This is a genomic window from Nocardia arthritidis NBRC 100137, from assembly GCF_001612765.1.
GTDB classification, from domain to species: Bacteria; Actinomycetota; Actinomycetes; order Mycobacteriales; family Mycobacteriaceae; genus Nocardia; species Nocardia arthritidis.
In genome coordinates this window covers 93,137-116,465 of sequence record NZ_BDBB01000006.1, presented here as the reverse complement: position 1 = coordinate 116,465, position 23,329 = coordinate 93,137, and the positions used below count along the sequence as shown (strand labels likewise).

The window sequence follows — 23,329 nt, the reverse complement described above, 5'->3', positions numbered from 1 at the left end:
GGAGCTTTCGACATGGCCTACTCAGCAGAACTCGACATCCGCGTCACCGACACCTCGCTGCGCGACGGATCCCACCACAAGCGCCACCAGTTCACCGCTACCGAGGTCCGCGACATCGTGGCCGCGCTCGACGGCGCGGGCGTCCCGGTCATCGAGGTGACGCACGGCGACGGCCTCGGCGGCTCGTCGTTCAACTACGGCTTCTCCAAGACGCCGGAGCAGGAACTGGTCACCATCGCGGCCGAGACGGCGAAGCGGGCGAAGATCGCCGTGCTGATGCTGCCCGGCGTCGGGGTGAAGGAAGACATCAAGATCTCCCAAGACAACGGCGCGTCCATCTGCCGCATCGCCACCCACTGCACCGAGGCCGATGTGTCGATCCAGCACTTCGGCCTGGCGCGCGAACTCGGGCTGGAGACCGTCGGGTTCCTGATGATGTCGCACACCCAGCCGCCGGAGGTGCTGGCCAAGCAGGCACGCATCATGGCCGACGCCGGATGCCAGTGCGTCTATATCGTCGATTCCGCCGGGGCTCTTGTGCTGGAACAGGTTTCGGACCGGGTCGCGGCGGTGGTCGCCGAACTCGGTGATGACGCCCAGGTCGGCTTCCACGGCCACGAGAACCTCGATCTCGCCGTCGCCAACTCGGTCTACGCCATTCGCGCGGGCGCCACCCAGATCGACGGCAGCGCCCGGCGTTTCGGCGCGGGTGCGGGCAACACGCCGGTCGAGGCGCTGGTCGGGGTGTGCGACAAGCTGGGCGTCAAGACCGGCATCGATTTCTTCGCCATAGCCGACGCCGCCGAAGACGTCGTCCGCCCGGCGATGCCCCAGGAGTGCCTGCTCGACCGCCAGGCCCTGATGATGGGCTACGCGGGCGTCTACTCCAGCTTCCTCAAGCACGCCGAGCGCCAAGCCGAGCGCTACGGCGTCTCGGCCGCCGAAATGCTCGTGCGCGCGGGCAAGCGCAAGCTCGTCGGCGGCCAGGAGGATCAGCTCATCGACATCGCGCTGGAATTGCAGCGAGAGAAGGCGACCGTCACCGCCTGACCTGTCGGACGACCCGGGCCGCGAACGGAATTACCGTTCGCGGCCCGTGGTGTCTGGTGCGCTGGGCGCGTCGTATCGCGGATTCGTGCTGATCCCGCAAGCCGGGCCGAGGCCGCTGGTCCCGTGTTCCCAGGCGACAATGGGCCAGCCGTCCACCGGTGCGGGCCCGTCCGGTGTCGCGAGCACCCCGGTCGCCGTCGTCGGTGCTCCCGTCGGGCCCTCGGTGACGTACTCGAGAAAGCGGGCGCGCTCGATGCCGCCCCACTTTCTCGAGTTCGCCGATGCGCAGGAGCCGACGTTGCTCACATCCGCGGTTGTGGACGGCTGTGCACAACCCCGCGCGTACGGCAACGGCGGGAGCGCGGAACGCAGTGTGGCCCGCGCGTCGCGGCGAGTGCGGTTATCCGCTCAACTCCGTGAGGATCCGGCGCAGCCGGGCGGCGCGCTCGGCGGACGTCCGCGCCTTCATCAGCCGCAGGAACACCGCGTACCGAGCAGTGCGGTCGAGCTGGTCGAAACAGGCGCGCGCGCGGGTGTTTTCGATGAGAGCTGCGGTCAGATCGCCGGGGCAGGTGGCGGTGCGCTGGGGCGCGTAGGCGGCCTGCCAGCGGCCATCGGACCGGGCGGCGGCGATGGCGGCCAACCCGGGTGACCGCATGCGTCCGGCGGTGATCAGCGCTTCGGCTTTGGCGACGTTGACTTGCGACCAAGGACTCTTGGAACGCCGCGGCGAGTATCGCTGAAGGTAGTGGTCGGCGTCGAAGCCGCGGCGGTGACTATCGATCCAGCCGAAGCACAGCGCGCCGTCGAGCGCCTCGCCGTTGCTGATCGTCCTCCCGGCCGCCCCTTTCTTGGCGATCTTCAGCCAGACGTCGGCGGCCTCGTCGTGATTGGCTGCGAGCCACCCCTCCCACTGTGCGACGTCGGCACAAGTGAGGATTTCTGTTCCATCGATCCGACCCATGGCTATCTCCCGAGATGCGGTGCTGTCTTCGTACCTCATCCTCCAACCCAAAGTGCTCATCAATTGAGCACTTCTCCCATAACCAGGCCGGGGTGAACGGTTGCGAAGGCGTCGCGCCGCAGCAAGTCTCCGATCACGCCGAGATCACCGCCGGTACGTTGAACCTGTGGTGGCGGTGATCGTGAGGTTGCCCAGATCGTCGCGGGCTTCTTCGCGACAGTCGAGAGGAGAAACGAATGACCATCGATATTCGCAAGGTGACCGTGCTCGGCACCGGGGTACTGGGCTCCCAGATCGCCTTTCAGACCGCCTTCCGCGGTTTCGAGGTGACGGCATACGACATCGACGACAAGGCGCTGGCAGCGGCCAGGGAGCGACTCGACAAGCTCGCGGCGCTCTACCGCGAGCAGGTACCCGGCGGCGGGGACGGCAAGGCGGAGCAGTCGGCGGGGGACATCACGCTGAGTTCCGATCTGGCTCGGGCGGTGCAGGATGCGGACCTGGTCATCGAGGCCATTCCCGAGGTGCTGAGCATCAAGCAGCAGACGTATGAGGAGCTCGGCCGGGTCGCGCCGGAGCGCACCATCTTCGCCACCAACTCCTCCACATTGCTGCCCAGCGCCATGAAAGACTTCACCGGACGCCCGGACCGGTTCCTCGCGCTGCACTTCGCGAATCAGGTGTGGCACTTCAACACGGCCGAAATCATGGGCACGACCGACACCGACCCGAAGGTGTACCAAGCCGTGGTCGACTTCGCCTCGAAGATCGGCATGGTGCCGATCGAAATCCACAAGGAGAAGGCCGGTTACGTCCTCAACTCGCTGCTGGTGCCGCTGCTCAACGCGGGCATGAGCCTGGCGGCGGGCGGCTATGCCGATCCCGAAGCGGTGGACAAGACTTGGCAGATCGGCACCGGCGCACCGGCGGGGCCGTTCCGCATCCTCGACATCATCGGTCTGACCACGCCTTACAACATCCTGGTCAACAACGAGGACGAGGACTCTCAGCGGCTGGCCCAGTGGTTGAAGGAGAACTACATCGATAAGGGCAAGCTCGGCATCGCCACCGGCGAGGGCTTCTACAAGTACTGACTGGCGAGGGCGACATGCACCGCCTTATGCGCTAGACCGCGACGATCTCGAGCATGCTTTCCAGCCCGCGGAAATCTGCGCTGTTGCGGGTATACAGCGGTAACCCGCGCGCTGACGCGATTGCCGCGATGAGCAAATCCATCCGGCGGGGCCGCGGGTCGCGCTTCGCGGCCAAGGTGAGCGCTACCAGCGTGCCATAGCGTGTCGCGGCGTCCTCGTCGAACGGCAGTGGATCGAAATCCACGATGGCAGCGCCCAGTTGCTCAGATCGTGCGGCCCGTGTGGCGGTGTCTTTCGCCATGGCAACCCCTTGGTGCAATTCGGCCATTGTGATCGCCGTGATCTCGGGTATTTCTGGCAAAGACGCGGGATCGAGCACGTACAGGTCGATGTAAGTGCAGGTGTCCAATACGCCCGACGCGTGTCGCTCGGTCATGCGCGGGATCCCCAAGCGTCGTCGTCGCCGACTCGATCCTCCGTTCCGAAGAACTCGTCCGCCTCTTGCCGCATGCGGGCGTAGTCGACATGTGGAAGCTTGCGATGCCGTTCAACGAGTTCTTCGGCGGTACGGCGGCGCTTGCGGCCAACAGGTCGGACCTCGGCGACCTCGACTCCGTTGCGGGTTACGCGGAACGTTTCCCCGGCCTCGACCGCGTTCATGACCGCCGCTGAGTTGTTGCGGAACTCCCGCTGCGTGATCACCTTCATGATCCGAGTGTAGCCCGCTGTAGCATTGGGGGCTACAGCCCCCCCTCGTCAGGGCACTACAACCAGGTGTCCAGGGTGGTCGTCGTGAGGAAGTGCTCCAGGTCCGCGCGCCATGGGGCCGGGGTGGTTTTCTCGGGTTCGATAGCCGTGTACTGCCCCCGGTAGAACAGCAAGGGGCGGCCGGTGGTGGTCGTTTCGGTGAGGGCCTGGACCCGGCCGATCACGATGTAGTGGTCGCCGCCATCGACCACGCTGTCGACTGTGCACTGGATGGCGGCCAGCGCCTCGTCCAGAACTGGAACTTCCAGCTCGGAGCTGTGCCACGCCGCGCCGGCGAACTTGTCGGGTTCGCGGGAGCCGAAGCGCGCGCACAGCTCGCGCTGCTGTTCGGCGAGGACGTTCACGCAGAAACGCCCGGTCTTCTCGATCGCCGCCCAGGACCGGGACGCTTTGGTGGGGCAGAACAGCACCAGGGGCGGTTCGAGGGAAAGGGCGGCGAACGATTGGCAGGCGAAGCCGACCGGCACCCCGTCATCGTCGAAGGTGGTGATCACGGTGATCCCGGTGCAGAACTGCCCCAGCACATTCCGGAACTGCCGTGGATCGATCCCGGATCCGTCCGCGGTCATCGTTTCGCTCGCCCTCTCGGTCACTGCTGCCGCTGTCCGACGGTGAAGTCGTGGCCCCACAGGCTCACCGCGGTGGATTCCCGCGCGATCCAGTCGTGGTCGTCCACTTCCAGGCCCTCGCAGCCGAATTCGACGTCGAAGCCGCCCGGCGTCTTCATGTAGAAGGAGAGCATCTTGTCGTTGACGTGCCGTCCGAGCGTCGCCGACATCTTGACCTTCTTGCGCAGCGCGCGGTCCAGGGCCAGCCCCACGTCGTCGGCGTTCTCCACCTCGATCATCAGGTGCACGATGCCGCTCGGCGTCGGCATGGGCAGGAAAGCCAGCGAGTGGTGGCGTGGGTTGCAGCCGAAGAAACGCAGCCAGGCCGGTTCGCCGTCGGCCGGGCGCCCGACCATCTGCGGTGGCAGGCGCATCGAGTCGCGCAGCCGGAAGCCGAGCACGTCGCGGTAGAACTCCAGCGCCGCCTTGTCGTCCTTGGTGCTGAGCACCACGTGGCCGAGCCCCTGTTCCTCGGTGACGAACTTGTGCCCGTAGGGACTGACCACCCGGCGATGCTCCAGCGCCGCGCCGTGGAACGCCTCCAGCGTGTTGCCGGAAGGGTCGTCGAACCGGATCAGCTCGTACACCCGGCGATCGGCCAGTTCGGCGGCCGTGCCCTCCTTGAAGGGTACGCCAGCCGCGTCCAGCCGGTTGCGGATGTCCTGCAACTCTTCGGCATTGGCGGTTTCCCAGCCCGAGATCTGCAACCGGTCCTTCTCGCCGGGGACGATCACCAGCCGGGCCGGGAACTCGTCCATGCGCAAGTACAGCGCGCCGGGGTCGGCGCCTTTGCCCTCGACCATGCCGAGGACCTTCAGGCCGTACTCCCGCCAGGCGGCCATGTCGGTCGCCTCGATGCGCAGATATCCCAGTGAACGGATGCCCATCACTTCTCCTTGACGCCCGCGAGGAAATCGATCGCGAGCCGGTTGAATTCGTGGAACTTCTCCAGCTGTGCCCAGTGTCCGCAGCCGCCGAAAACGTGCAACTGCGCCCGGGGGATCACCTTGGTCGCCACCAGCGCGCCGTCGAGCGGGTTGACCCGATCCTCGCGACCCCAGATCAGCAGCACCGGCTGGCGCAGCTTGTAGGCGTCGCGCCAGAGCATGCCCTTCTCGAAGTCCGCGCCCGCGAACGACTTGCCCATCGCCCGGGTGGCGGCCAGCGCCTCGGGCGTGCTCGCCGAGGCGAACCGCTCGTCGATCAACTCTTCGGTGATCAGCGACTGGTCGAAGACCATGATGCGCAGGAACGCCTCCAGGTTCTGCCTGGTCGGCTCGTAATTGAACTTGGAAAGCAGCTTCACGCCCTCGGTCGGGTCGGGCGCGAACAAATTGGTGCTCAGCCCGCCCGGACCCATCAGGATCAGCTTGCCGGCCCGATCGGGGTAGTCCAGCGCGAACCGGACCGCCGCTCCGCCGCCGAGCGAGTTGCCCAGCAGGTGCACCCGCGTGGTGATCTCCAGGTGGTCGAGCAGATCCTTCAGCGCCGAGGCGCTGTGCACGAAGTACTGCGGATGCTCGGTCGGCTTGTCCGAGCGGCCGTAGCCCGGCTGGTCCACTGCGAGCACATGGAAGTGCTCGGCCAGCACCGGGATGTTGCGCGCGAAGTTCGACCACGAGGACGCGCCAGGCCCGCCGCCGTGCAGCAGGACGATCGTCGGCCCGTTGCCCACGCCTGCTTCGTGATAGTGCAGCCGCAGATCGGACCGGACCTGCGCGTAGCGCGAGGTCGATTCGGCGGTGAGTTCCGCGGTAGAGGTCACGCCGTCCTCCTAAACCATGCCGTCGGTGACGGGCAGGCCGAACTCGTGCGTGCCGTACATCAGGTACGCGCGCTCGGGATCGTTGGCCGCGTGCACCCGGCCTGCGTGCGCGTCGCGCCAGAAGCGTTGCAACGGCGTGCCGTTCGCCAGCGCGGTGGCCCCGGAGCTCTCGAACAGCTTGTCGATCGCCGCGATCGAACGGCCGGTCGCGCGCACCTGGTCGCGCCTGGCCCGCACGCGCAGGTCGAACGGGATCTCCTCGCCGGCCACCAGCAGCGCGTACTCGTCGGCGACGTTGCCCGACAGCTGCCGCCATGCGGCGTCGATGTCGCTGGCCGCCTCCGCGATGCGCACCTTGGCGAACGGATCCTCCTTGGCCTTCTCGCCCGCGTAGGCCGCGCGCACCCGCTTGCCCTGGTGCTCGACGTGCGCCGCGTAGGCCCCGTAGGCCATGCCGACGATCGGGGTGGAGATGGTGGTGGGATGGATGGTGCCCCACGGCATCTTGTAGACCGGGTCCGGATTCTGTTCCAGGCCGGGCGACTTCAGCTCGCTCATGGCGCGGAAGCTGAGGAAACGGTGCGACGGCACGAAGACGTCCTTCACCACGACGGTGTTGGAACCGGTGCCGCGCAGGCCGACGACGTTCCACACGTCATCGATGCGGTAGTCGTCGCGCGGGATGAGGAAGCTGCCGAAATCCACCGGCTTGCCGTCCTTGATCACCGGGCCGCCGAGCACCGCCCAGGTGGCGTGATCGCAGCCGGACGACCAGGCCCACGCGCCGTTGACCAGGTAGCCGCCGTCGACGACCGTGCCCGCGCCCATCGGTGCGTAGGAGGAGGAGATCCGCACTTCGGTGTCCTCGCCCCAGACGTCTTCCTGCGCCTGCTGCGCGAACAGCGCGAGGTGCCAGTTGTGCACGCCCACAATGCCCGCCACCCAGCCGGTGGACCCGCACGCACTGGCGATCTTGCGCACGGTGTCGTAGAAGACCACCGGATCGGCGGCGTGACCGCCCCACTGCTTGGGCTGGAGCAACCGGAAGAAGCCGGTCTCCTGCAACGCCTTCATGCTTTCGTCGGGGATGCGCCGCAGGTCCTCGGCCTCCTGTGCGCGTTCGCGCAACGTCGGCAACAGCGCTTCGACCCGTTCGGTCACTTCTTGCGTCATCTCGGGACCTGCTCCTGCCTGGTCGGTTGATGTCCGAAATCTCATTTGCCTCTGAGACTAGAACAGGTTCCTATTTCTGTCGAGAACCCGTGTTCACCCCCGCCCGGACATGCGCTCATGCAGGAAGTGAGGTGAATCGCTGGCGTCAAGGGCGCCAGTTTTGTAACGTGTTCTAGTACAGAAGGAGGAGGAATCGCGATGGCAGTTACCCCACAGGGGAGCGGTGCGAAGGTCCGGGAGCTGGATGTCGGCACCGCACCGACCCGGTATGCGCGGGGATGGCATTGCCTGGGTCTGGCCAAGACGTACCGGGACGGCAAGCCGCACGCGGTGAACGTCTTCGGCACCAAGCTCGTCGTCTGGGCCGACAGCAACGGTGAACTGCGGGTGCTCGACGCCTACTGCAGGCACATGGGCGGCGACCTGAGCATGGGCGAGGTCAAGGGCGACGACATCGCCTGTCCGTTCCACGACTGGCGCTGGTCGGGCACCAACGGCAAGTGCACCGCGATTCCGTACGCGCGCCGGGTGCCGCCGTTGGCGCGCACCAGGAAGTGGACGACGCTGGAGCGCAACGGCCAGCTGTTCGTCTGGCACGACCACGAGGGCAGCCAGCCGCCGCCGGAGATCACCATTCCGCACATCGAGGGGCCTTACACCGACGCGGACGGCAACCCCACCGAGCAGCTCGACAGCGGGTGGACCGACTGGACCTGGAACTCGATGCTGATCGAGGGCGCCAACTGCCGCGAGATCATCGACAACGTGGTCGACATGGCCCACTTCTTCTACATCCATTTCGCCTTCCCGACGTACTTCAAGAACGTCTTCGAGGGGCACATCGCCACCCAGTTCCTGGAGACCAAAGGCAGGCCCGACATCGGCATGGCCTCCAAGTACGGAGGCGACACGCTGCTCAAGTCCGAGGCTTCCTACTTCGGACCCTCGTACATGATCAACCCGCTGATCAACATCTACAGCGGTTACGAGGTCAAAAGCGTCCTGATCAACTGCCACTACCCGGTCACCCAGGACTCCTTCGTCCTGCAATGGGGCATCACGCTGGAGAAGCCCAAGGGCGTCGAGGGCGAGATGGCGACCAAGCTGGCGGAGAAGATGACCGAGGGCATCAGCGTCGGCTTCCTACAGGACGTCGAGATCTGGAAGCACAAGTCCAAGGTCGAGAATCCGCTGCTGTGCGAGGAGGACGGGCCGGTGTACCAGCTGCGTCGCTGGTACGACCAGTTCTACGTCGACCTGGCCGACGTCACCGAGAAGATGACCCAGCGTTTCGAGTTCGAGGTGGACACCACCAAGGCGAACGAGGCGTGGGAGGCCGAGGTCGCCGAGAACCTGCGGCGCAAGCGCGAGTCCGAGGAAGCCGAGGCAAGCGTCTGATGTCGGCCACCTGGGCGAAGGCTCCCGATTTCGCCGACCAGCCCGCTCGGCGAGCCGAAGTGCGCGCCCAAACGGTGGTCGACCAGCAGCGCTATCTGGAGGAGGGCCTGACCCCGCTGCGGTGTCAGGCCTGCCAGAGTCGGGTGCTGGTGCGCAAGAGCAGCCCACACCAGACCTCGGTGCAGTGGACCGGCGATCCGGCCGAGCGCTGCCCGGTTTTCGCCGAACTCAGTGCCAGCGGTCACGGGCCGGGCCGCCCCGACTCGTGCCCGAACCTCGAGCGCACCATCGCCTGGGCCGTGGACGAGGGCGTGCTCGAAATCCCTGACTAGGCGGGGTATTGCGGGGCGGTCGGCGCGGATCGGTTGCCCGCCGATCGCCGCGGCGGTGACCGTGCTGTCGCGGACGAGTCGTGCTCGGGCTACGTTGACGGGAACAAAAAGGACCTTCGTGCCGGAACGGACCGCGTCCGATCCGGCGCCTCAGGAGGGAGTTTCCGTGATGCTGGTGCGGCATCTGGACTGCGCGACCATGTGCCCGGTCGGCGGGCGCGCGCTGCTGGGCAGCGGTGGGCTGCTGACCGGCGGGCTGGTCGGCCATTGCCTGCTCATCGAATCCGATGACGGGCTGGTGCTGGTGGACACCGGATTCGGTATGGCCGACGTGCTCGACCGCGGCCGGCTCGGTGCAGGCACCGCGCGATTGCTGCGCCCTCGGCTGCGTCCGGAACTCACCGCGCTACACCAGATCCGCGGGCTCGGCTATCGGCGCGAGGATGTCCGGCACATCGTGCTGACCCATCTCGATATCGATCACGCCGGCGGGCTGTCCGACTTCCCCGACGCGACGGTGCACGTCTTCGCCGACGAACTCGACGCGGCGATCCAGCGTCCCACCCTCGGGGAGAAACTGCGTTACCAGCCGCGCCAGTGGGAGCACGGCCCGCGCTGGCTTGCCCACGAAACCGGCGCGGACACCTGGTTCGGCTTCACCGCCGTCCCGGTGCTCGAGGACATCATGTTGATTCCCCTGGTCGGACACACCCGCGGGCACAGCGGCGTCGCGGTCCGGCAGAGCGACGGGTGGCTGCTGCACTGCGGTGACGCCTATTTCCACCACCGGCAGCTGGCGGCGGGAAGGGCGCGCCCGCCGGTCGGACTCGGCGTCTTCGAAATCCTCGCGGGCACGCTGGGCCGAGCGCGGGTGGAGAATCTGGAGCGGTTGCGCACGCTGCGCGCCGACCACGGTGACCGGGTGCGGATGTTCAGTGCCCACGACCCGCACGAACTCGCTCAATTCGCCACCGTGCCGGTGCGCTGAACCCGCTCAGTCCAGCCGGAAGTCCGCGAAGTCGAATCCCGGCGCGACGATGCAGCTGACCAGCACGTATTCCGCGCCGGCCGGTCGCGCCGACTGGCTGACGCCACCCGGCACCACGGCCTGGAGCGCCTGACCACGCTCCAGGTCGGAGCCGAGGATCACCACCTCGCCGCCGATGTCCAGCGCCAGCGGCCCGCCGCGGTGCCAGAGCCACAGCTCGTCGGAGCGCACGGTGTGCGGGGCCGACTGCTCGCCGGGCAACAGCAGGAAATGGATGGCCGTGGCGGCGGCACGCGCGCCCGGGTAGCCCTCCGGTGTGAATTCCACCGGGCTGCGCCAGGTTTCGCGATACCAGCCGCCCTCGGGGTGCGGCGCGAGATCGAGTGCGGCGGCGAGCGGCGGCCGGTTGTCGGTCATCGTTCGACTATGCCCGATCACCGTCGCGATCGGTTCTCTTCGATACGCCAGGTGATGCCGAAAGGAGCTAGCGCGTCGAGGAAATCGGTCGCGTCGAACGCCTCGGCGGCCGCGAGCGCACCCGGTGCGGCGGCGCCCTCGCTCAGCCGGACGGCTGTCTCCACCGCCATCAGCGCCGAATCGCGGTAGGAGTCGACGCCGCTGAGCACGCCCCGGACGCGATGTCCGTCCGCGCCGAACGCGTCGACGACGAGCTCGTAGCGCAGGTCGGCGCTGGGCGCGTCGGGTAGCGCGTCGATGAGTTCGGCGGTGAATCCGCTGAGCGTGTCGAGGATCGAGGTGGCGAGGACGCCCTCGACATAGGAGACCTCGGAGTGTCGGGGGATGGTCAGGACCGGAGGCTGGGGAAATTTCGCGACCGCGGTCGGCTCGGTGTGGCCGGGAAAGGTCATTTTGTCGTGGCGTGCGGTAGCGCCGGTGCGCAGTTCGCCGTCGGCGTAGTGCCAGCCGCCGCCGCGGAACCAGTCCAAGCTGGCGAAGACCGTCTTGGCGCTGCCTTTCGAACCGTTGCCGCCGCTGTTGCTCAGGTGGCTCAGCACCACCTCGGCCGGGCCGGTGACCCGGCGCGTGGTGAGGTGAGCGAGCAGGTCGCCAGGGAGATTGCTGTCGGTGATGCCGGACACCACGGTGACGCCCGCCGCCGCCGCGCGCGGGCCGAACTCTTCGAAGACCCGCTTCAGGAACAGTTGCTCGCCGGACATGTCCGTGTAGTGGGCGCCGGCGTCGATCGCCGCGGCGAGCACCGCCGAGCCGTGCTCCACGTAGGCGGGCAGGCTGCTGATCACCACGTCGGCTCCGGCGAACGCGGTCACGAGGGCCGCGTGGTCGGTCAGATCGGACATCCGGACATCGGTGTCGGGCAGGTTTACCGCATCGGCGGCGGCACGGATGCGATCGGCATCGCGGCCCACCAGGATCGGGGCGAGATCGCGGCGGCGCAGTTCCTCGAGCAGGTAGCCGCCGGTATGTCCGGTGGCGCCGTAGACGGCGATGGTGGGGGAGGCTTCGGTTGATGTCATGAGAACGAACCTATTGCCATCAATTGAGTACACCAATGCTTATGCAGCGCAAAACTTTGTCTGAAACGCTCACATCAGGAGTGTTACGGTATACGAGTGGACATCCTCAGCGAGGCCATCGCGGCCATCCGCACCGGCAGCCCCACCTCCGGCTTGTTCATCCGGCATGCGCCGTGGGGCCGCCGATATCCCGTGGTGCCCGGCGCGGGCTTCCACGTGGTCTTACAGGGCTCCTGCTGGGTGGTGCCGCCCAACGGCGAGCCGATGGCGCTCGGTGCGGGGGACGTGTTGTTCATGCCGCGCGGGGCCGACCACGACCTGGTGGACAGCTTGGACAGCCCGGTCACCGAGATCGCGCTGCCCGGCGAGCCCAGGGAAATCGTGGGGCCCGGCGTACGGACCGCGCTGCTGTGCGGCGCGTATGAGCTCGGACGCGGGCGCAGCCACCCCATCCTCGACGAGCTGCCCGAGTTCATCCATCTGCCCGCGCGTCCGGGGCGTCATCCGGCGCTGCGCGGCGCCGTCGACCTGCTGGCCGCGGAGATCGCCGAGCCGCGTGCGGGCAGCGATGCGGCCGTGCCCGCGATCCTCGAGACGTTGCTGCTGTTCATCCTGCGCGCCTGGTTCGACGAGCAGGCCGACGTGCAATCCTCCGGCTGGGCAGGCGCTTTCGCCGACCCCGCGGTGGCTGCGGTGCTGCGCGCCGTACACGAGCAGCCCGCGCGAGCATGGACCGTGACGGATCTGGGTGACATCGCGGGCGTCTCCCGCGCGACCCTCGCCCGCCGCTTCACCGCGACGGTCGGCGAACCGCCACTGGCCTACGTGACCCGCTGGCGCATGCTCACCGCCGCCCGCCTGCTCCGCGACACCGACAGCAGTCTCGGCGCCGTGGCCCGCCGGGTCGGTTACACCTCCGAATTCGCCTTCGCGAAAGCCTTCAAGCGCGAATACGGCTTGGCGCCGGGGCAATACCGCCGCGTGGGCGGGGACACGCCCCTGGTCGCGGTGTGACCGACCTGTCCGCACTCAGGTGTGTGAGGGGCGCCGTCGTGCCCGACCGGACCATGTGGTCTGGCCGGGGCGGACCGAAGCCGCCCGCGCACGCATGCCCCTTCGGGCGAGAACGGGCCGGCGGGCTGTCACTGAACTCAGCTGAACGGCGAGCGGGGGCGTTCCTGGAGCTCACCGTCCACATAGATGTCGACCTTCTCGTTGTAGAAGCAGACCAGTCCGGCGACCTTCTGGCTCTCCGGAAGCGGCGTGCGGTAGCCCCACACGTAGTCGGGATACTCCTCGCCCTCGACGCGGACGGTCCAGTAGTCGGCGGTGCCCTTGTACGGGCAGCTGGTGTGGGTGGCCGACGGGTACAGCCGGTCCATGCGGACATCGGTCATCGGCAGGTAATACCGCGCGGGCAAACCGGTTTCGAAGAGGATGCGCGGCGATCGGGAGTCCGCGACGGTGACGCCGTTGATCTCCACCCGCACATGCCGTGAGCTGGCCAGGATGTCGACGCGCGAGTACGGGTTGCGCGGATGGACGTAGATCGGCTCGTCCTCCTCGAACCACTCGTCCATCGCGTTCCACTCCAACCGCACCAGATCGCGCAATTCGGTGAGCGGCGAGTCGTGATATCGCAGCGCGGCGCCGCCTGCCGTCGTGCCGTCGACCATGACGTCGTAGACGGTCGCGTCGCCGCGGCTGGTGGAGTGCTGGGTGTGTCCGTTCGGTTCCAGCTTCGCGCGCAGATCCGCGACCGGCAGATAGTAGGCGGGGTAGTGCGGGTTCTCCCACACGAGCACCGGCCGCGCGCTGTCGGCCACGAGGTGCCCGCCCAGGTAGACGCGCACCCGCTTCTGGCTGGTCTCGACGCTGACGCGGCCCCGCTTCGCTTCGGTCATATCTCTCGACCGTACTCCTCGCACCGGCAGGCGCAGGGGCGGAAACGCCGGAGGCGGCCACGGTGGTGGCTGCCTCCGGCGGGTATCGGGTCAGTCGTCGCCGACCGTGATGGCCTGGGCTTCCTCGACGCTGTGCGGTGCGGGATCGTGGTCGTCGAGGTGGGCCAGAGCGGCGCGCCCGGCTATCAGCACGACCACCGCGGCGGCGGTACATGCCGCGCCAACCCAGAACGGCAGTGCGATGCTGTGCTCGCCGAGCTTGCCCGCGAGGTAGGGGGCCGCGGCGCCGCCCGCGAAGCGGACGAAGCTGTAGGCCGCTGAAGCGGTGGACCGCTCGACCGGCGCCGAGATCATCACGGCCTCGGTGATCAGCGTGTTGTTCACGCCGAGGAACAGGCCCGCCAGCACGGTGCCGATGATCAGCACCGGCTTGTGCTCGGCGAAGACGGCCATCATCGCCAGATCCGCAGCGAACAGCCCGAGGGACAGTCCCATCATCGGCAGCGAACCGAACCGGCGCTGCAACCGGGGAGCCAGGAACACCGACGCGATCGCCAGCAGGACTCCCCAGCCGCAGAAGATGAAGCCGATCGCGTAGGTGCCCATGTCCAGCGGGAACGGGGTGTAGGCGAGCAGCGTGAAGAAGCCGAAGTTGTACAGCAGGGCGGTGATGCTCACGATCAGCAGACCGCGGTGGCGCAACGCGCGGAACGGCGCGGCGATCGAGGTGCGGTGGGCCGGTTCGGGGCCTTCCGGCAGCAGGACGACGATGCTGACCAGCGCGACGGCCATCAGCGCCGAGACACCGAAGAACGGTCCGCGCCAGCTGATTCCGCCGAGCACGCCGCCGACCAGGGGTCCGGTCGCGATGCCGATGCCCAGCGCCGCCTCGTACAGGATGATCGCGCGGGCCACACCGCCGCTGGACGCGCCGACGATGGTGGCCAGTGCGGTGGCGATGAACAGCGCGTTGCCCAGACCCCAGCCCGCGCGGAAGCCGACGATCTGCGCCACGGTGTCGGACATGCCGGCCAGCGCGGCGAACACGATGATGATCGCCAAGCCCGCCAGCAGGGTCTTCTTGGCGCCGAAGCGACTGGATACCACGCCGGTGATCAGCATGGCCACGCCCGTGACCAGCATGTAGCTGGTGAACAGCAGCGACACCTGGGAAGGTGAGGCGTGCAGTTGTTCGCCGATCGGTTTGAGAATGGGATCGACCAGGCCGATACCCATGAACGCGATCACGCTCGCGAACGCGACCGCCCAGACGGCTTTCGGTTGCTTCGTGTCATCCGCGACAGGGGCCGCGGCGCGGGTGGGAGCCGAAGTGCTCATCGATGTCCCCTCGAGATCGGATCGTGCTGTCGCGTAGCCGTTTTCAAGGCCTCCAGCAGGTCGTGTAATTCGGTGTCCAGGCGCGCCAGGCGTTCGGCGTCGAAGCCGGGAAGATGTCCGCCGATCACGGCGGCGAATGCTCGGCGGAACTCGGCCAGCCGGGCCCGCCCGGCCGGGGTGAGTTCGATGATCACGGCCCGGAAGTCCTCCGGGTCCTTGCGCCGGGTCGCGAAGCCTTCCGCGACCAGCTTGCCGATCAGCGCCGTTGCCGCCGGCTGTGAGCATCGGTCGATCCTGGCGAATTCGCTGACCCGCAGCGCTCCGTGTTCGTCGAGCACCGCCAGTGCCCGCAACATCGCGCGCGGCAGGTCGTCGCCGCTGATCACCCCGGCCAGCCGAGTGAGCCTGCCCGCGGTGACGAGAAGGTCGACGACGATGTCATCCGCTGCGTTCACCTGAGCTTGCTGCACGGAAATATTATTACATAGGCTAACTATCTATTGGCCGGTGAAGCCGGCCACATGACCCGAGCGAGGCGCGCCGTGGAGCGACCGGCTCCACGGGGGCTATCGAACGTGCACCGGACCGGCGTCAAAGCTGCCGCCTGACAGGCTGAATCGGCCAGATCAAGTCATCTCGTAGCGGATGCGTACTTCGCCGCGATCGGATTGATCTTCACCGGGTCCAGCGCTCCATCAGAGAGCGTCCGATCGTCGAATTCGACGTCGAGTGTGCCTTCGAGTATGTAGATGCCTCGTCGGCGACGTGATGGGTATGCCGGGGGATGGCGCGCGAGGTCACCTCCAGCAGGGAGAACCTGCCTTCGGTGTCGGCGGTGGTGGCATTCACCGCGAAGGCGGGCGGCAACGGCACCCGGCGCGATGTCCGCGACCATCGGCAGCGGTAGCGGTGATCGGCGGCGGCTCGTGGAGATCGTTCTGGATGGCCTGCGCCTCGGCGCGGCCGGTAGACGCTCGAACGAGTGAGTCAGCCGGGGGCTATGTTGGCGTTGCGGTGGAAGACGTTGCCCGGGTCGTAGGCGGCCTTGATACGGGCCAACTTCGCGTATTTGGCGCTCCCGTAGGATTCGCGGACCCGGTCGCGGTCCGTGTCCGCCATGAAGTTCACATACCCGCCGCGGTTGGAAGCCATGGGGCGCAGCGCTTCCCACGTCCTGCGCACCCAATCCCGGTCGAGGGCGAGCGTTTCGGCGTCAGGAGCCATCGCGGTGATATTGCATCCGTAATGCGGGGTGCGCGCGCCGCCGAATGCCGTGTCGTCCTCGCCGACGGTGCTGAACGCGCCGCTGAGCGGAAAAATCGGCATGAACGACAGCGGCGCGGTCTTCTCGGCGGCGTTCGCGGTCAGGACCGCGATCACGTCGTTCGAGAAATCGCCGAGGTCGAGCGCCTTTTCGTACCCGCGCAAGCCCCACGGCGCCGCGCCGTCGAGCATCCGCTGCAGCCGGGCGTAGGGGATGGGCCTGAGGAATTCGAACAGCGGCGGCAGCGCTTCGCGGATCGGCGCCACCGCGGCGGTGTGTTCCTCGGCTGTCCCGAACCCCGCGACGAGCAGGGCGTGCCCCGCTCGGCCGCGGTATCGCTCCGGAACGAAAGGCGCCGGCGGCGCCGACATCGCCAGCGCTATCAACGCGCCCGACCGGCGCGGCAGAGTGGGAATGAACTCCCGGATCAGGCGCAGGGCATCCGTCCCGTCCGGCATGTCCCAGAAGAACAGGCCGAGGTGCACTTCCGGCCCGACGTGGTGCAGGCGGTATTCGAATTCGGTGACGACGCCGAAATTGCCGCCGCCCCCGCGCAATGCCCAGAACAAATCCGCGTTCTCGTTCTCGGACGCCCGCACCACCTGGCCGTCGGCGAGAATCACCTGCGCCGAGACGAGGCTGTCGATGGCCAGGCCGGCCATGCGCGTCAGCCAGCCCATGCCGCCGCCGAGGGTGAGGCCGCCGACGCCGGTGTCGCTGACCACGCCGCCGGTCACCGCCAGCCCGTATGCCTGGGTCGCGGCGTCCAGATCCGCCATCGTCGCTCCGCCGCCTACCCGGGCTCGCTCGGCCTCCGGATTCACCGCGACGCCCTTCAGCGCGCTGAGGTTGATCATCAGGCCGCCTTCGCCGACCGCGGTCCCGCTGTAGGAGTGGGCGCCGCCGCGAACGGATATCTCCAGCCCGCGGTCCCGGCCGAAGGCCAGAGCCGCGGCCACGTCACCGGGCGACACGCACTGGGCTATCACCGCGGGGCGCCGGTCGATGTCGGCGTTCCAGATGGCGCGGGCTCGGTCGTATCCGGCATCGCCAGGGCCGAGCACCGGCCCGTCCATTGTGGAACGCAGTATCTCGAGATCGGAATTCACTGTTCGCGTCATGGCATCCTCCCAGCTGGTGGGCCCCGGCGACTTGTTGGGTGACGAGTCGGCATCTCGACTCGTGACGGCACCGATCCGACCTGCGGTGCCACTGGAAAACGCATCCCCGCCTATACGCATGTGGCGCGTGTCACATCTTAATTCATCGGCTCAGCCGCCGACAGCCATTCGGGACATGGCGCGCCGTCGCCCCGGCGCGCCCCTGCCCCGGCTCAGGCCGGCTGCGTCACCGGACGGTGCGCGGCGCCGAACAGTTGCGCGTCGCCATGGGCACGCTTGAAGAACAGATGCGCGTCGTGTTCCCAGGTGATCGCGATGCCGCCGTGCAGCTGAACGGTCTCGGCCGCGATCGCGGTGAGCGCCTCCGAGCAGTGCACGCGGGCGGCCCAGACGTCTTCGGCGGCCGACGGGCTGTCCGCCGCCACCGCCGCGGTCGCGGCGATGGACGCGGACCGGGCCGATTCCAGCAGCACGTACATGTCCGCCATCCGGTGCTTGAGCGCCTGGAAGCTGCCGATCACCCGGCCGAACTGCACACGTGACTTGGTGTAGTCCACCGTCATCTCGAGGCAGCGGTCGGCGGCCCCGACCTGCTCGGCGGCCAGCGCAGCCCACGCGATGCGGCGCAGCCGGGCGACGGCCGCCGCCTGGCCGCCCGAGCCGAGCCGTCGGGCGCGCACGTCGGCGAAATCGACTTCGGCCAGCTTGCGGGTGGGGTCCATGGTGGGCGCGGATCGCCGGGTGACACCCGGCGCGGCGGGCTCGACCTCGAACAGGCCCGTCCGGGTGACGACGACGAGGGTGTCCGCCGACATCCCGTCGAGCACGTAGTGCGCGGTCCCGGTGAGGGCGCTGTCCGTCTCGTGCACGCCCGGTTCGTCCCAGCCGCGCTCGTCCGCCCAGCAGACCGCGATCGTGCGCGTGCCCTCCGCCGCCTCCGGCAGTAACCGCGCGCAAGCTTCGGCGTCGCCCGACAGCAGCACTGCCTGGGCGCCGAGCACGGCCGAGCCGAGCATCGGCACTCCAGCGAGGGTGCGGCCCAATTCGCCTACCACCAGCGAGGATTCGACCAAGCCTGCGCCGAAGCCGCCGAACTCCTCGGGAATCGCCAGTGCGGCGACGCCGATCTGCTCGCACAGCAGCCGCCACAGGGCGGGGTCGTAGCCGAGTTCGGTGTCCATCGCGGCGCGCACCGCCGCCGAGCCTGCGTGCTTGGTCAGCAGCGCGCGCACCGAGGCGAGGAATTCCTGGTGTTCGGCGGTGCTCATCGGTGTCCTTTCGCGCATGAGCGGGAGCGCTGCGTGGTGAGGCTTCGCTGCTTTCTCGGGGCCTTTCCGGCATGAGCGGGACCCTGTGTGGTCACGTTTCGCCGCCGCCTCCGGGCCTGACCGCTCATGCGATGCCTCGCGCGGCGCGATCGGGGTCGGTGTCCTCCCGCAGCGCTCGTGCGATTCGCGCACGGTGCAGATCCGGTGTGCCCCACGCCGAACGCAGTGCCGTCACCTTGGTCAGCCACAGGGACAGGTCGTACTCGGCGGTGTAGCCGATCGCGCCGTGTACCTGGAGGGCGGCGCGAGCCGCGCGGTAGGCGGCATCGCCGCAGGCGACCGCGGCGGCCGACACATCCCGGCTCCGGGTGGTTTCGGCCGTGGTCAGCGCGGCCCGGTAGAGCAGTGGTTCGGCCAAGTCCAGTGCGATCAGCACGTCCGCGAGCTTCTGCTTCACGGCCTGGAACTCGCCGATGGGCTTGCCGAATTGCTTGCGTTGCTTGGCATATTCGGTCGACGCGTGCAGCAGCGCCTTTCCGGCGCCGAGCAGCTGAGCCGCGCAGGCCAGCGCGCCGGTGTCGAAGCCCGCGGCGGCGGCCGCGCGGACCTGATCGCCCTCGGCGACGGTCTCGGCCGCGGCGACCGTGAACAAGCGGCGCGCGGGATCGACCGATCGCACCAGGCCGGTGCGGTTCCCGGTGGACAGCTGATTCTCACCGGCCAGCAGGACCACCTCGGCGGTGTCGGCGTCCAGGGCGACGCCGGGGCCGGGCGGCGCGAAGGCGACAGTGCCCAGCGCCGCGCCCTCCGCGAAGCCGGGCAACCACCGTGCCGCCAGATCCTGGTCCGGAAGCGCTTGCAGCAGGGCCGGAATCGCCGCGGCGGTCTCCACCAGCGGTCCGGGCACGGCTGCCCGACCGAGTTCCTGGAACGCCACGACCAGATCAATCGGCTCGGCGCCGATGCCGCCGTGCCGCTCCGCGACGGCCAGTCCGAGCACACCGGCGTCGGCGAGCTGCCGGATCAGAGCGCGACCCGGCCCGCTGTCGCCCGAGGCCCACGCGCGCACGGCGGCGGGCGCGCGGCCCGCCTCCAGCAGTTTGCGCAGGCTGGCGCCGAAATCGAGTTGTTCGGGGCTGAGCGCGAATCTCATCGGCTGCTTCCTCTCGGTAGTCCGAGCAGCCGCTCGGCGATGATGTTGCGCTGGATCTCGTTGGTGCCCGCGTAGATCGGGCCGGACAGCGCGAACAGGTATCCGTCGGTCCACGGCCCGGAACGTTCCGCGGACGCGCCGAGCACGTCGAGCGCGGTCTCGTGCATGGCGATGTCCAGCTCGGACCAGAAGACCTTCGTGATCGAGGATTCCGCGCCCAGCTTGCCGCCCTCGTCGAGGCGGGTGACCGTGCCGAACGTGTGCAGCCGGTAGGCCTCGCTGCCGATCCAGGCGTCCACCACGGCATCGCGTTGTGCGGTGTTGTCCTCGTCGCCCTCCTCGCGCCACAGATCGATCAGCCGCTGGGCGGTGGCGCTGAACCGGCCGGGGCTGCGCAGCGAGAGGCCGCGTTCGTTGCTGGAGGTGCTCATCGCCACCCGCCAGCCCTCGCCGGGTGCGCCGATCACGTCGCGGTCGGGCACGAACACGTCGTCGAGGAAGATCTCCGCGAAGCCGGGTTCGCCGTCCAGCTGCGGGATCGGGCGCACCGAGACCCCGTCGGCGGTCAGTGGGAACATGACGTAGGTGAGTCCCTTGTGCCGTTCGGCCTCGGGATCACTGCGGAACAGGCCGAACGCCCAGTCCGCGAAGGCGGCGCGCGAACTCCAGGTCTTCTGGCCGCTCAACAGCCAGCCGCCGCTGGTGCGCCGGGCCGTCGAGCGGATACCGGCCAAGTCGCTGCCTGCTTCCGGCTCCGACCAGGCCTGCGCCCAGATGTCGTCGCCGCGCGCCATCCGCGGCATGATCCGCTCCAGCTGTTCGGGCGTGCCGTGTTCGAACAGCGTCGGAGCCAGCAGGAATATGCCGTTCTGGCTGACCCGCCCCGGCGCGCCCGCCGCGTAGTACTCCTGCTCGAACAGCACCCATTCCAGCAGCGAGGCGTCGCGCCCGCCGAACTCCTCCGGCCAGGCGACCACCGAGAGCCGGGCGTCGGCGAGGGTGCGCTCCCAGGCGCGGTGCGCCTCGAATCCGGCCTTCGTGTCCATCGAGGCCAGCGGTTTCGCGGGTTTGTTCGCGGCCAGGAATTCGCGGACCTCCCGCTGGAATTCCTGGGCCGCCTGGTCGAGATCCAGATCCACTACGTCGTTCCGTTCTGTTCTGCGGTGCCTGCCGACGCCTTCATCGACTTGGCGTTCATGCCGCCGAGGGAGTCGGCGCCGACTTCGGCGTTGTGCGCGTGCGCGAAGTGGTGCAGCCCGAAGACCGAGTCCATGCCCGACCGCATACCCATCAGGTCCTCGGCCTGGTTGACCGCCTTCTTCGTCAGCGCGAGACCGAACTGCGGCATGGTGGCGATCTTCTCGGCCAGCGCCAACGTCTCGTTCTCCAGCTCGGCGCGGGGCACCACCCGGTTGACCATGCCCCATTCCTTGGCCTGCGCGGCGCCGAACCGGTCGCCGGTGAACAGGAACTCCTTGGCCGCGCGCGGACCCATCACCCACGGGTGCGCGAAGTACTCGACGCCCGGAATGCCCATGCGGACCACGGGATCGGAGAAGAACGCGTCGTCGGAGGCGATGATCAGATCACACACCCAGGCCAGCATGAGCCCGCCCGCGATGCAGGCGCCCTGCACCATGGCGATGGTCGGCTTCGGAATCTCCCGCCAGCGCCTGCACATGCCGAGGTAGACCTCGAGCTCCCGGGCGAAGCGCTGATCGCCACCGGCCCGGTCCACGTGGTCCCACCACAGCGCCGCTTTGTTCTGGTACCGCACATGGTGATCGCGGCCCGGCGTGCCGATGTCGTGCCCGGCGCTGAAGTGTTTCCCGTTGCCCGCCAGCACGATCACGCCGACCTCGGGGTCCTCCACGGCGCGCTCGAAGGCGGCGTCGATGGCGTAGGTCATCACCGAGTTCTGCGCGTTGCGGTAGTCCGGCCGGTTCAGCGTGACGACCGCGACGCGACCGCGCCGCTCGTAGGTGACGACTTCACCTTCGTCCGGGATCGCCGGACCCTCGTTCGGGGTTGCCGGTTGCGACATTACGACTTCTCCTCACGTAGTTGACGCTTGAGCACTTTCCCGGCGGCGCTGTAGGGCAGCCGGCCGCGGAATTCCACGAACCGCGGCACCTTGAAGTTGGCCAGCACGGTCGCCGCGTGGGCGCGCACCTGGTCCTCGGTGAGCGCCGACCCGGGTTTGCGCACCACGTACGCCTTGCCCACCTCGCCCATCCTGGTGTCGGGCACGCCAACGACCGCCGACTCGGCCACGCCGTCCAGCCGGGCCAGCGCCTGTTCGACCTCGGCGGGATAGACATTGAAGCCGCCGGAGATGTACATGTCCTTGAGCCGGTCGGTGATCTTCAGGTACCCGCGCTCGTCGATCGTGCCGATGTCGCCGGTGTGCAGCCAGCCGTCGGCGTCGATCGTCTGCGCGGTGCTGTCCGGGTCGTCCAGGTAGCCGAGCATCACGTTCGGCCCGCGCAGCAGGACCTCACCCGCCTCGCCGAGACGCAGCTCGAAATCCGCGATCGGCCTGCCGCAGGTGTTGGCGATGGTCTCGGCGTCGTCATCGACCCGGCACATGGTGCCGAAGCCGGCGCTCTCGGACAGGCCGTAGGCGGTGATGACGACGTCGAAGGCCAGCTCCGAGCGCATCCGCTCGATCAGCACCACCGGCACCGTCGCCGCGCCGGTGACGGCCACCCGCAGCGAGCTCAGGTCGAATTCGGCGCGGCGCGGGAAATCCAGGATCGTCTGGTAGATCGTCGGCGGACCGGGCAGCACGGTGACCCGCTCCGCGCCGATCAGCCGCATCGTCTCCGGCACGTCGAAGGTGGCCTGCGGGATGATCGCGGCCCCGGTGACCAAGCAGGCGAGAATGCCCGCCTTGTAACCGAAGTTGTGGAAGAACGGGTTCACCACCAGATACCGGTCGTCGCCGCGCAACGTGGCGCACTCGGCCCAGGCCCGCACCACCGACAGCGCTTGCCGGTGGGCGACCAGGGTGCCCTTGCTGCGGCCGGTGGTGCCGGAGGTGAACAGGATGTCGGAGATGTCGTCGGGACACACCGACTCGGCGCGCTTCTCGGCTTCGGCCACGGTCACCGGCGCGGCGACGGTCGCGAGTTCCGACCAGTCCAGCGCGGCGATGTCGGTGTTCTCGGTGCCCGGCTCGACCGGGATCACCACCACGGTATCGATGGCCAGGTCCGGCGCGGTCGTGCGCAATTCGGCGAGCCGGTCGCGGCCGAGGAACGGCCCCGCGATGAACAGCGCCTTCGCGTTCACCCGTCCGAGCACGTCGGCGGCCTCGTCGGCCACGTAGCGGGTGTTCAGCGGTACCAGTGCCGCTCCGGCGTAGTGCGCTGCCAGCGCGGCGACCACCCAGTGGTGCGTATTGGGCGCCCACATGGCCACGCGGTCGCCCACCCGCACGCCACGCGCGATCAGCGCCCGCGCCACTTCCTGGACCGCCTCGAACAATTGGGTCCAGTCCAGCCGGACCTCGCCGTCGGCGATCGCCGGGGCGTCGCCGAAGGTCCGAGCGGCGTGACGCAGTGCCATCGGTGTCGTCTGTGCAGGGGTTGTCACGGTTGTCCTCACCGTCCGCGAGTCACTTATGCGAGTGCTCTACAAAGC

General features: G+C 68.4%; 26 protein-coding genes. 7 read left to right on the top strand and 19 right to left on the bottom strand.

Annotated features, from left to right (window positions below):
• Positions 1 to 12: 12 nt before the first annotated feature.
• On the top strand, positions 13 to 1,050 hold the full coding sequence (gene dmpG, locus NA8_RS06025) for a 4-hydroxy-2-oxovalerate aldolase (RefSeq protein ID WP_063049354.1): 1,038 nt from the start codon (positions 13 to 15) through the stop codon (positions 1,048 to 1,050).
• A 30-nt stretch (positions 1,051 to 1,080) separates the two neighbouring features.
• On the opposite strand, the gene NA8_RS06020 is transcribed toward dmpG, so the two are convergent.
• Positions 1,081 to 1,356: a hypothetical protein gene (locus tag NA8_RS06020; RefSeq protein WP_063049353.1), complete on the bottom strand. Its 276-nt coding sequence runs from the start codon at positions 1,354 to 1,356 to the stop codon at positions 1,081 to 1,083.
• Between the two features lie 94 nt (positions 1,357 to 1,450).
• Complete coding sequence (locus NA8_RS06015; protein WP_063049352.1) at positions 1,451 to 2,014, bottom strand: YdeI/OmpD-associated family protein; 564 nt, start codon at positions 2,012 to 2,014, stop codon at positions 1,451 to 1,453.
• 236 nt (positions 2,015 to 2,250) lie between these two features.
• On the opposite strand from NA8_RS06015, the gene NA8_RS06010 reads away from it, so the two are divergent.
• Positions 2,251 to 3,108 carry a 3-hydroxyacyl-CoA dehydrogenase gene (locus NA8_RS06010; RefSeq protein WP_063049351.1) on the top strand — a complete coding sequence of 286 codons (858 nt, stop codon included), beginning with the start codon at positions 2,251 to 2,253 and terminating at the stop codon, positions 3,106 to 3,108.
• A gap of 31 nt (positions 3,109 to 3,139) precedes the next feature.
• Here the strand turns inward: NA8_RS06010 and NA8_RS06005 are convergent, their stop codons facing one another.
• Genes NA8_RS06005 through hsaA form a run of 6 tightly spaced genes read right to left on the bottom strand, consistent with a single transcriptional unit; the run spans position 3,140 to position 7,422 of the window.
• On the bottom strand, positions 3,140 to 3,544 hold the full coding sequence (locus NA8_RS06005) for a type II toxin-antitoxin system VapC family toxin (protein ID WP_063049350.1): 405 nt from the start codon (positions 3,542 to 3,544) through the stop codon (positions 3,140 to 3,142).
• Positions 3,541 to 3,816 (bottom strand): type II toxin-antitoxin system Phd/YefM family antitoxin, encoded by a 276-nt coding sequence (locus NA8_RS06000; protein WP_063049349.1) that lies wholly within the window; start codon positions 3,814 to 3,816, stop codon positions 3,541 to 3,543. Before NA8_RS06000 ends, NA8_RS06005 begins: the two co-directional genes overlap by 4 nt.
• A gap of 56 nt (positions 3,817 to 3,872) precedes the next feature.
• Positions 3,873 to 4,445, bottom strand: coding sequence for a 3-hydroxy-9,10-secoandrosta-1,3,5(10)-triene-9,17-dione monooxygenase reductase subunit (gene hsaB, locus NA8_RS05995; protein ID WP_063049455.1), 573 nt, complete (start codon positions 4,443 to 4,445; stop codon positions 3,873 to 3,875).
• A 20-nt stretch (positions 4,446 to 4,465) separates the two neighbouring features.
• Positions 4,466 to 5,371 carry an iron-dependent extradiol dioxygenase HsaC gene (hsaC, locus tag NA8_RS05990; RefSeq protein ID WP_063049348.1) on the bottom strand — a complete coding sequence of 302 codons (906 nt, stop codon included), beginning with the start codon at positions 5,369 to 5,371 and terminating at the stop codon, positions 4,466 to 4,468.
• Complete coding sequence (hsaD, locus tag NA8_RS05985) at positions 5,371 to 6,249, bottom strand: 4,5:9,10-diseco-3-hydroxy-5,9,17-trioxoandrosta-1(10),2-diene-4-oate hydrolase (RefSeq protein WP_063049347.1); 879 nt, start codon at positions 6,247 to 6,249, stop codon at positions 5,371 to 5,373. Before hsaD ends, hsaC begins: the two co-directional genes overlap by 1 nt.
• A 9-nt stretch (positions 6,250 to 6,258) precedes the next feature.
• Positions 6,259 to 7,422 (bottom strand): 3-hydroxy-9,10-secoandrosta-1,3,5(10)-triene-9,17-dione monooxygenase oxygenase subunit, encoded by a 1,164-nt coding sequence (gene hsaA, locus NA8_RS05980; protein WP_063049346.1) that lies wholly within the window; start codon positions 7,420 to 7,422, stop codon positions 6,259 to 6,261.
• A gap of 198 nt (positions 7,423 to 7,620) precedes the next feature.
• On the opposite strand from hsaA, the gene NA8_RS05975 reads away from it, so the two are divergent.
• The 3 genes from NA8_RS05975 to NA8_RS05965 all read left to right on the top strand — a co-directional run bounded on the left by NA8_RS05975 (position 7,621) and on the right by NA8_RS05965 (position 10,140).
• The gene (locus tag NA8_RS05975) at positions 7,621 to 8,820 is read left to right on the top strand and encodes a 3-ketosteroid-9-alpha-monooxygenase, oxygenase component (protein ID WP_063049345.1); all 1,200 of its coding nucleotides are present in this window, start codon (positions 7,621 to 7,623) and stop codon (positions 8,818 to 8,820) included.
• The gene (locus NA8_RS05970) at positions 8,820 to 9,152 is read left to right on the top strand and encodes a hypothetical protein (protein ID WP_063049344.1); all 333 of its coding nucleotides are present in this window, start codon (positions 8,820 to 8,822) and stop codon (positions 9,150 to 9,152) included. The genes NA8_RS05975 and NA8_RS05970 overlap by 1 nt, the downstream gene beginning before the upstream one ends.
• Positions 9,153 to 9,321: 169 nt before the next feature.
• Positions 9,322 to 10,140 (top strand): MBL fold metallo-hydrolase, encoded by an 819-nt coding sequence (locus tag NA8_RS05965; protein WP_063049343.1) that lies wholly within the window; start codon positions 9,322 to 9,324, stop codon positions 10,138 to 10,140.
• A gap of 6 nt (positions 10,141 to 10,146) precedes the next feature.
• Here NA8_RS05965 and NA8_RS05960 read toward each other — a convergent pair whose 3' ends face one another.
• On the bottom strand, positions 10,147 to 10,557 hold the full coding sequence (locus NA8_RS05960; RefSeq protein ID WP_063049342.1) for a cupin domain-containing protein: 411 nt from the start codon (positions 10,555 to 10,557) through the stop codon (positions 10,147 to 10,149).
• Positions 10,558 to 10,574: 17 nt separating this feature from the next.
• The gene (locus NA8_RS05955) at positions 10,575 to 11,636 is read right to left on the bottom strand and encodes a saccharopine dehydrogenase NADP-binding domain-containing protein (RefSeq protein ID WP_063049341.1); all 1,062 of its coding nucleotides are present in this window, start codon (positions 11,634 to 11,636) and stop codon (positions 10,575 to 10,577) included.
• 96 nt (positions 11,637 to 11,732) lie between these two features.
• On the opposite strand from NA8_RS05955, the gene NA8_RS05950 reads away from it, so the two are divergent.
• Positions 11,733 to 12,650, top strand: a complete 918-nt coding sequence (locus NA8_RS05950; protein WP_063049340.1) for an AraC family transcriptional regulator — start codon at positions 11,733 to 11,735, stop codon at positions 12,648 to 12,650.
• A 137-nt stretch (positions 12,651 to 12,787) separates the two neighbouring features.
• Here the strand turns inward: NA8_RS05950 and NA8_RS05945 are convergent, their stop codons facing one another.
• The 3 genes from NA8_RS05945 to NA8_RS05935 all read right to left on the bottom strand — a co-directional run bounded on the left by NA8_RS05945 (position 12,788) and on the right by NA8_RS05935 (position 15,348).
• The gene (locus tag NA8_RS05945; protein WP_063049339.1) at positions 12,788 to 13,540 is read right to left on the bottom strand and encodes a DUF427 domain-containing protein; all 753 of its coding nucleotides are present in this window, start codon (positions 13,538 to 13,540) and stop codon (positions 12,788 to 12,790) included.
• A 90-nt stretch (positions 13,541 to 13,630) separates the two neighbouring features.
• A complete protein-coding gene (locus NA8_RS05940; protein WP_063049338.1) occupies positions 13,631 to 14,878 on the bottom strand; it encodes an MFS transporter in 1,248 nt (415 codons plus the stop codon).
• On the bottom strand, positions 14,875 to 15,348 hold the full coding sequence (locus NA8_RS05935; protein WP_063049337.1) for a MarR family winged helix-turn-helix transcriptional regulator: 474 nt from the start codon (positions 15,346 to 15,348) through the stop codon (positions 14,875 to 14,877). Before NA8_RS05935 ends, NA8_RS05940 begins: the two co-directional genes overlap by 4 nt.
• A gap of 314 nt (positions 15,349 to 15,662) precedes the next feature.
• Here NA8_RS05935 and NA8_RS35480 point away from each other — a divergent pair, with 314 nt between their 5' ends.
• Positions 15,663 to 15,785 carry a hypothetical protein gene (locus NA8_RS35480; protein ID WP_281198959.1) on the top strand — a complete coding sequence of 41 codons (123 nt, stop codon included), beginning with the start codon at positions 15,663 to 15,665 and terminating at the stop codon, positions 15,783 to 15,785.
• A gap of 80 nt (positions 15,786 to 15,865) precedes the next feature.
• On the opposite strand, the gene NA8_RS05925 is transcribed toward NA8_RS35480, so the two are convergent.
• The 6 genes from NA8_RS05925 to NA8_RS05900 all read right to left on the bottom strand — a co-directional run bounded on the left by NA8_RS05925 (position 15,866) and on the right by NA8_RS05900 (position 23,281).
• Positions 15,866 to 17,263 (bottom strand): FAD-binding oxidoreductase, encoded by a 1,398-nt coding sequence (locus tag NA8_RS05925; RefSeq protein ID WP_063049336.1) that lies wholly within the window; start codon positions 17,261 to 17,263, stop codon positions 15,866 to 15,868.
• Positions 17,264 to 17,475: 212 nt separating this feature from the next.
• Positions 17,476 to 18,531, bottom strand: coding sequence for an acyl-CoA dehydrogenase family protein (locus NA8_RS05920; RefSeq protein ID WP_063049454.1), 1,056 nt, complete (start codon positions 18,529 to 18,531; stop codon positions 17,476 to 17,478).
• A gap of 124 nt (positions 18,532 to 18,655) precedes the next feature.
• The gene (locus tag NA8_RS05915; protein ID WP_063049335.1) at positions 18,656 to 19,684 is read right to left on the bottom strand and encodes an acyl-CoA dehydrogenase family protein; all 1,029 of its coding nucleotides are present in this window, start codon (positions 19,682 to 19,684) and stop codon (positions 18,656 to 18,658) included.
• Complete coding sequence (locus NA8_RS05910; protein ID WP_063049334.1) at positions 19,681 to 20,823, bottom strand: acyl-CoA dehydrogenase family protein; 1,143 nt, start codon at positions 20,821 to 20,823, stop codon at positions 19,681 to 19,683. The genes NA8_RS05915 and NA8_RS05910 overlap by 4 nt, the downstream gene beginning before the upstream one ends.
• Positions 20,823 to 21,728, bottom strand: a complete 906-nt coding sequence (locus NA8_RS05905) for an enoyl-CoA hydratase (RefSeq protein WP_063049333.1) — start codon at positions 21,726 to 21,728, stop codon at positions 20,823 to 20,825. Before NA8_RS05905 ends, NA8_RS05910 begins: the two co-directional genes overlap by 1 nt.
• Positions 21,728 to 23,281 (bottom strand): FadD3 family acyl-CoA ligase, encoded by a 1,554-nt coding sequence (locus NA8_RS05900; RefSeq protein ID WP_281198958.1) that lies wholly within the window; start codon positions 23,279 to 23,281, stop codon positions 21,728 to 21,730. Before NA8_RS05900 ends, NA8_RS05905 begins: the two co-directional genes overlap by 1 nt.
• Between the last annotated feature and the right edge of the window lie 48 nt (positions 23,282 to 23,329).

What these genes read in the sequence shown, in the direction of transcription:
- NA8_RS05955 (WP_063049341.1), bottom strand. Translation starts at nt 11,636, where the DNA reads ATGACATCAACCGAAGCCTCCCCCACCATCGCCGTCTACGGCGCCACC.
- NA8_RS05925 (WP_063049336.1), bottom strand. Translation starts at nt 17,263, where the DNA reads ATGACGCGAACAGTGAATTCCGATCTCGAGATACTGCGTTCCACAATG.
- NA8_RS06015 (WP_063049352.1), bottom strand. Translation starts at nt 2,014, where the DNA reads ATGGGTCGGATCGATGGAACAGAAATCCTCACTTGTGCCGACGTCGCA.
- NA8_RS06005 (WP_063049350.1), bottom strand. Translation starts at nt 3,544, where the DNA reads ATGACCGAGCGACACGCGTCGGGCGTATTGGACACCTGCACTTACATC.
- NA8_RS05945 (WP_063049339.1), bottom strand. Translation starts at nt 13,540, where the DNA reads ATGACCGAAGCGAAGCGGGGCCGCGTCAGCGTCGAGACCAGCCAGAAG.
- NA8_RS35480 (WP_281198959.1), top strand. Translation starts at nt 15,663, where the DNA reads ATGGCGCGCGAGGTCACCTCCAGCAGGGAGAACCTGCCTTCGGTGTCG.
- NA8_RS06010 (WP_063049351.1), top strand. Translation starts at nt 2,251, where the DNA reads ATGACCATCGATATTCGCAAGGTGACCGTGCTCGGCACCGGGGTACTG.
- NA8_RS06000 (WP_063049349.1), bottom strand. Translation starts at nt 3,816, where the DNA reads ATGAAGGTGATCACGCAGCGGGAGTTCCGCAACAACTCAGCGGCGGTC.
- hsaC (WP_063049348.1), bottom strand. Translation starts at nt 5,371, where the DNA reads ATGGGCATCCGTTCACTGGGATATCTGCGCATCGAGGCGACCGACATG.
- hsaB (WP_063049455.1), bottom strand. Translation starts at nt 4,445, where the DNA reads ATGACCGCGGACGGATCCGGGATCGATCCACGGCAGTTCCGGAATGTG.
- dmpG (WP_063049354.1), top strand. Translation starts at nt 13, where the DNA reads ATGGCCTACTCAGCAGAACTCGACATCCGCGTCACCGACACCTCGCTG.
- NA8_RS05960 (WP_063049342.1), bottom strand. Translation starts at nt 10,557, where the DNA reads ATGACCGACAACCGGCCGCCGCTCGCCGCCGCACTCGATCTCGCGCCG.
- NA8_RS05920 (WP_063049454.1), bottom strand. Translation starts at nt 18,531, where the DNA reads ATGAGCACCGCCGAACACCAGGAATTCCTCGCCTCGGTGCGCGCGCTG.
- NA8_RS05965 (WP_063049343.1), top strand. Translation starts at nt 9,322, where the DNA reads ATGCTGGTGCGGCATCTGGACTGCGCGACCATGTGCCCGGTCGGCGGG.
- NA8_RS05915 (WP_063049335.1), bottom strand. Translation starts at nt 19,684, where the DNA reads ATGAGATTCGCGCTCAGCCCCGAACAACTCGATTTCGGCGCCAGCCTG.
- NA8_RS05975 (WP_063049345.1), top strand. Translation starts at nt 7,621, where the DNA reads ATGGCAGTTACCCCACAGGGGAGCGGTGCGAAGGTCCGGGAGCTGGAT.
- NA8_RS05970 (WP_063049344.1), top strand. Translation starts at nt 8,820, where the DNA reads ATGTCGGCCACCTGGGCGAAGGCTCCCGATTTCGCCGACCAGCCCGCT.
- hsaA (WP_063049346.1), bottom strand. Translation starts at nt 7,422, where the DNA reads ATGACGCAAGAAGTGACCGAACGGGTCGAAGCGCTGTTGCCGACGTTG.
- NA8_RS05905 (WP_063049333.1), bottom strand. Translation starts at nt 21,728, where the DNA reads ATGTCGCAACCGGCAACCCCGAACGAGGGTCCGGCGATCCCGGACGAA.
- NA8_RS05940 (WP_063049338.1), bottom strand. Translation starts at nt 14,878, where the DNA reads ATGAGCACTTCGGCTCCCACCCGCGCCGCGGCCCCTGTCGCGGATGAC.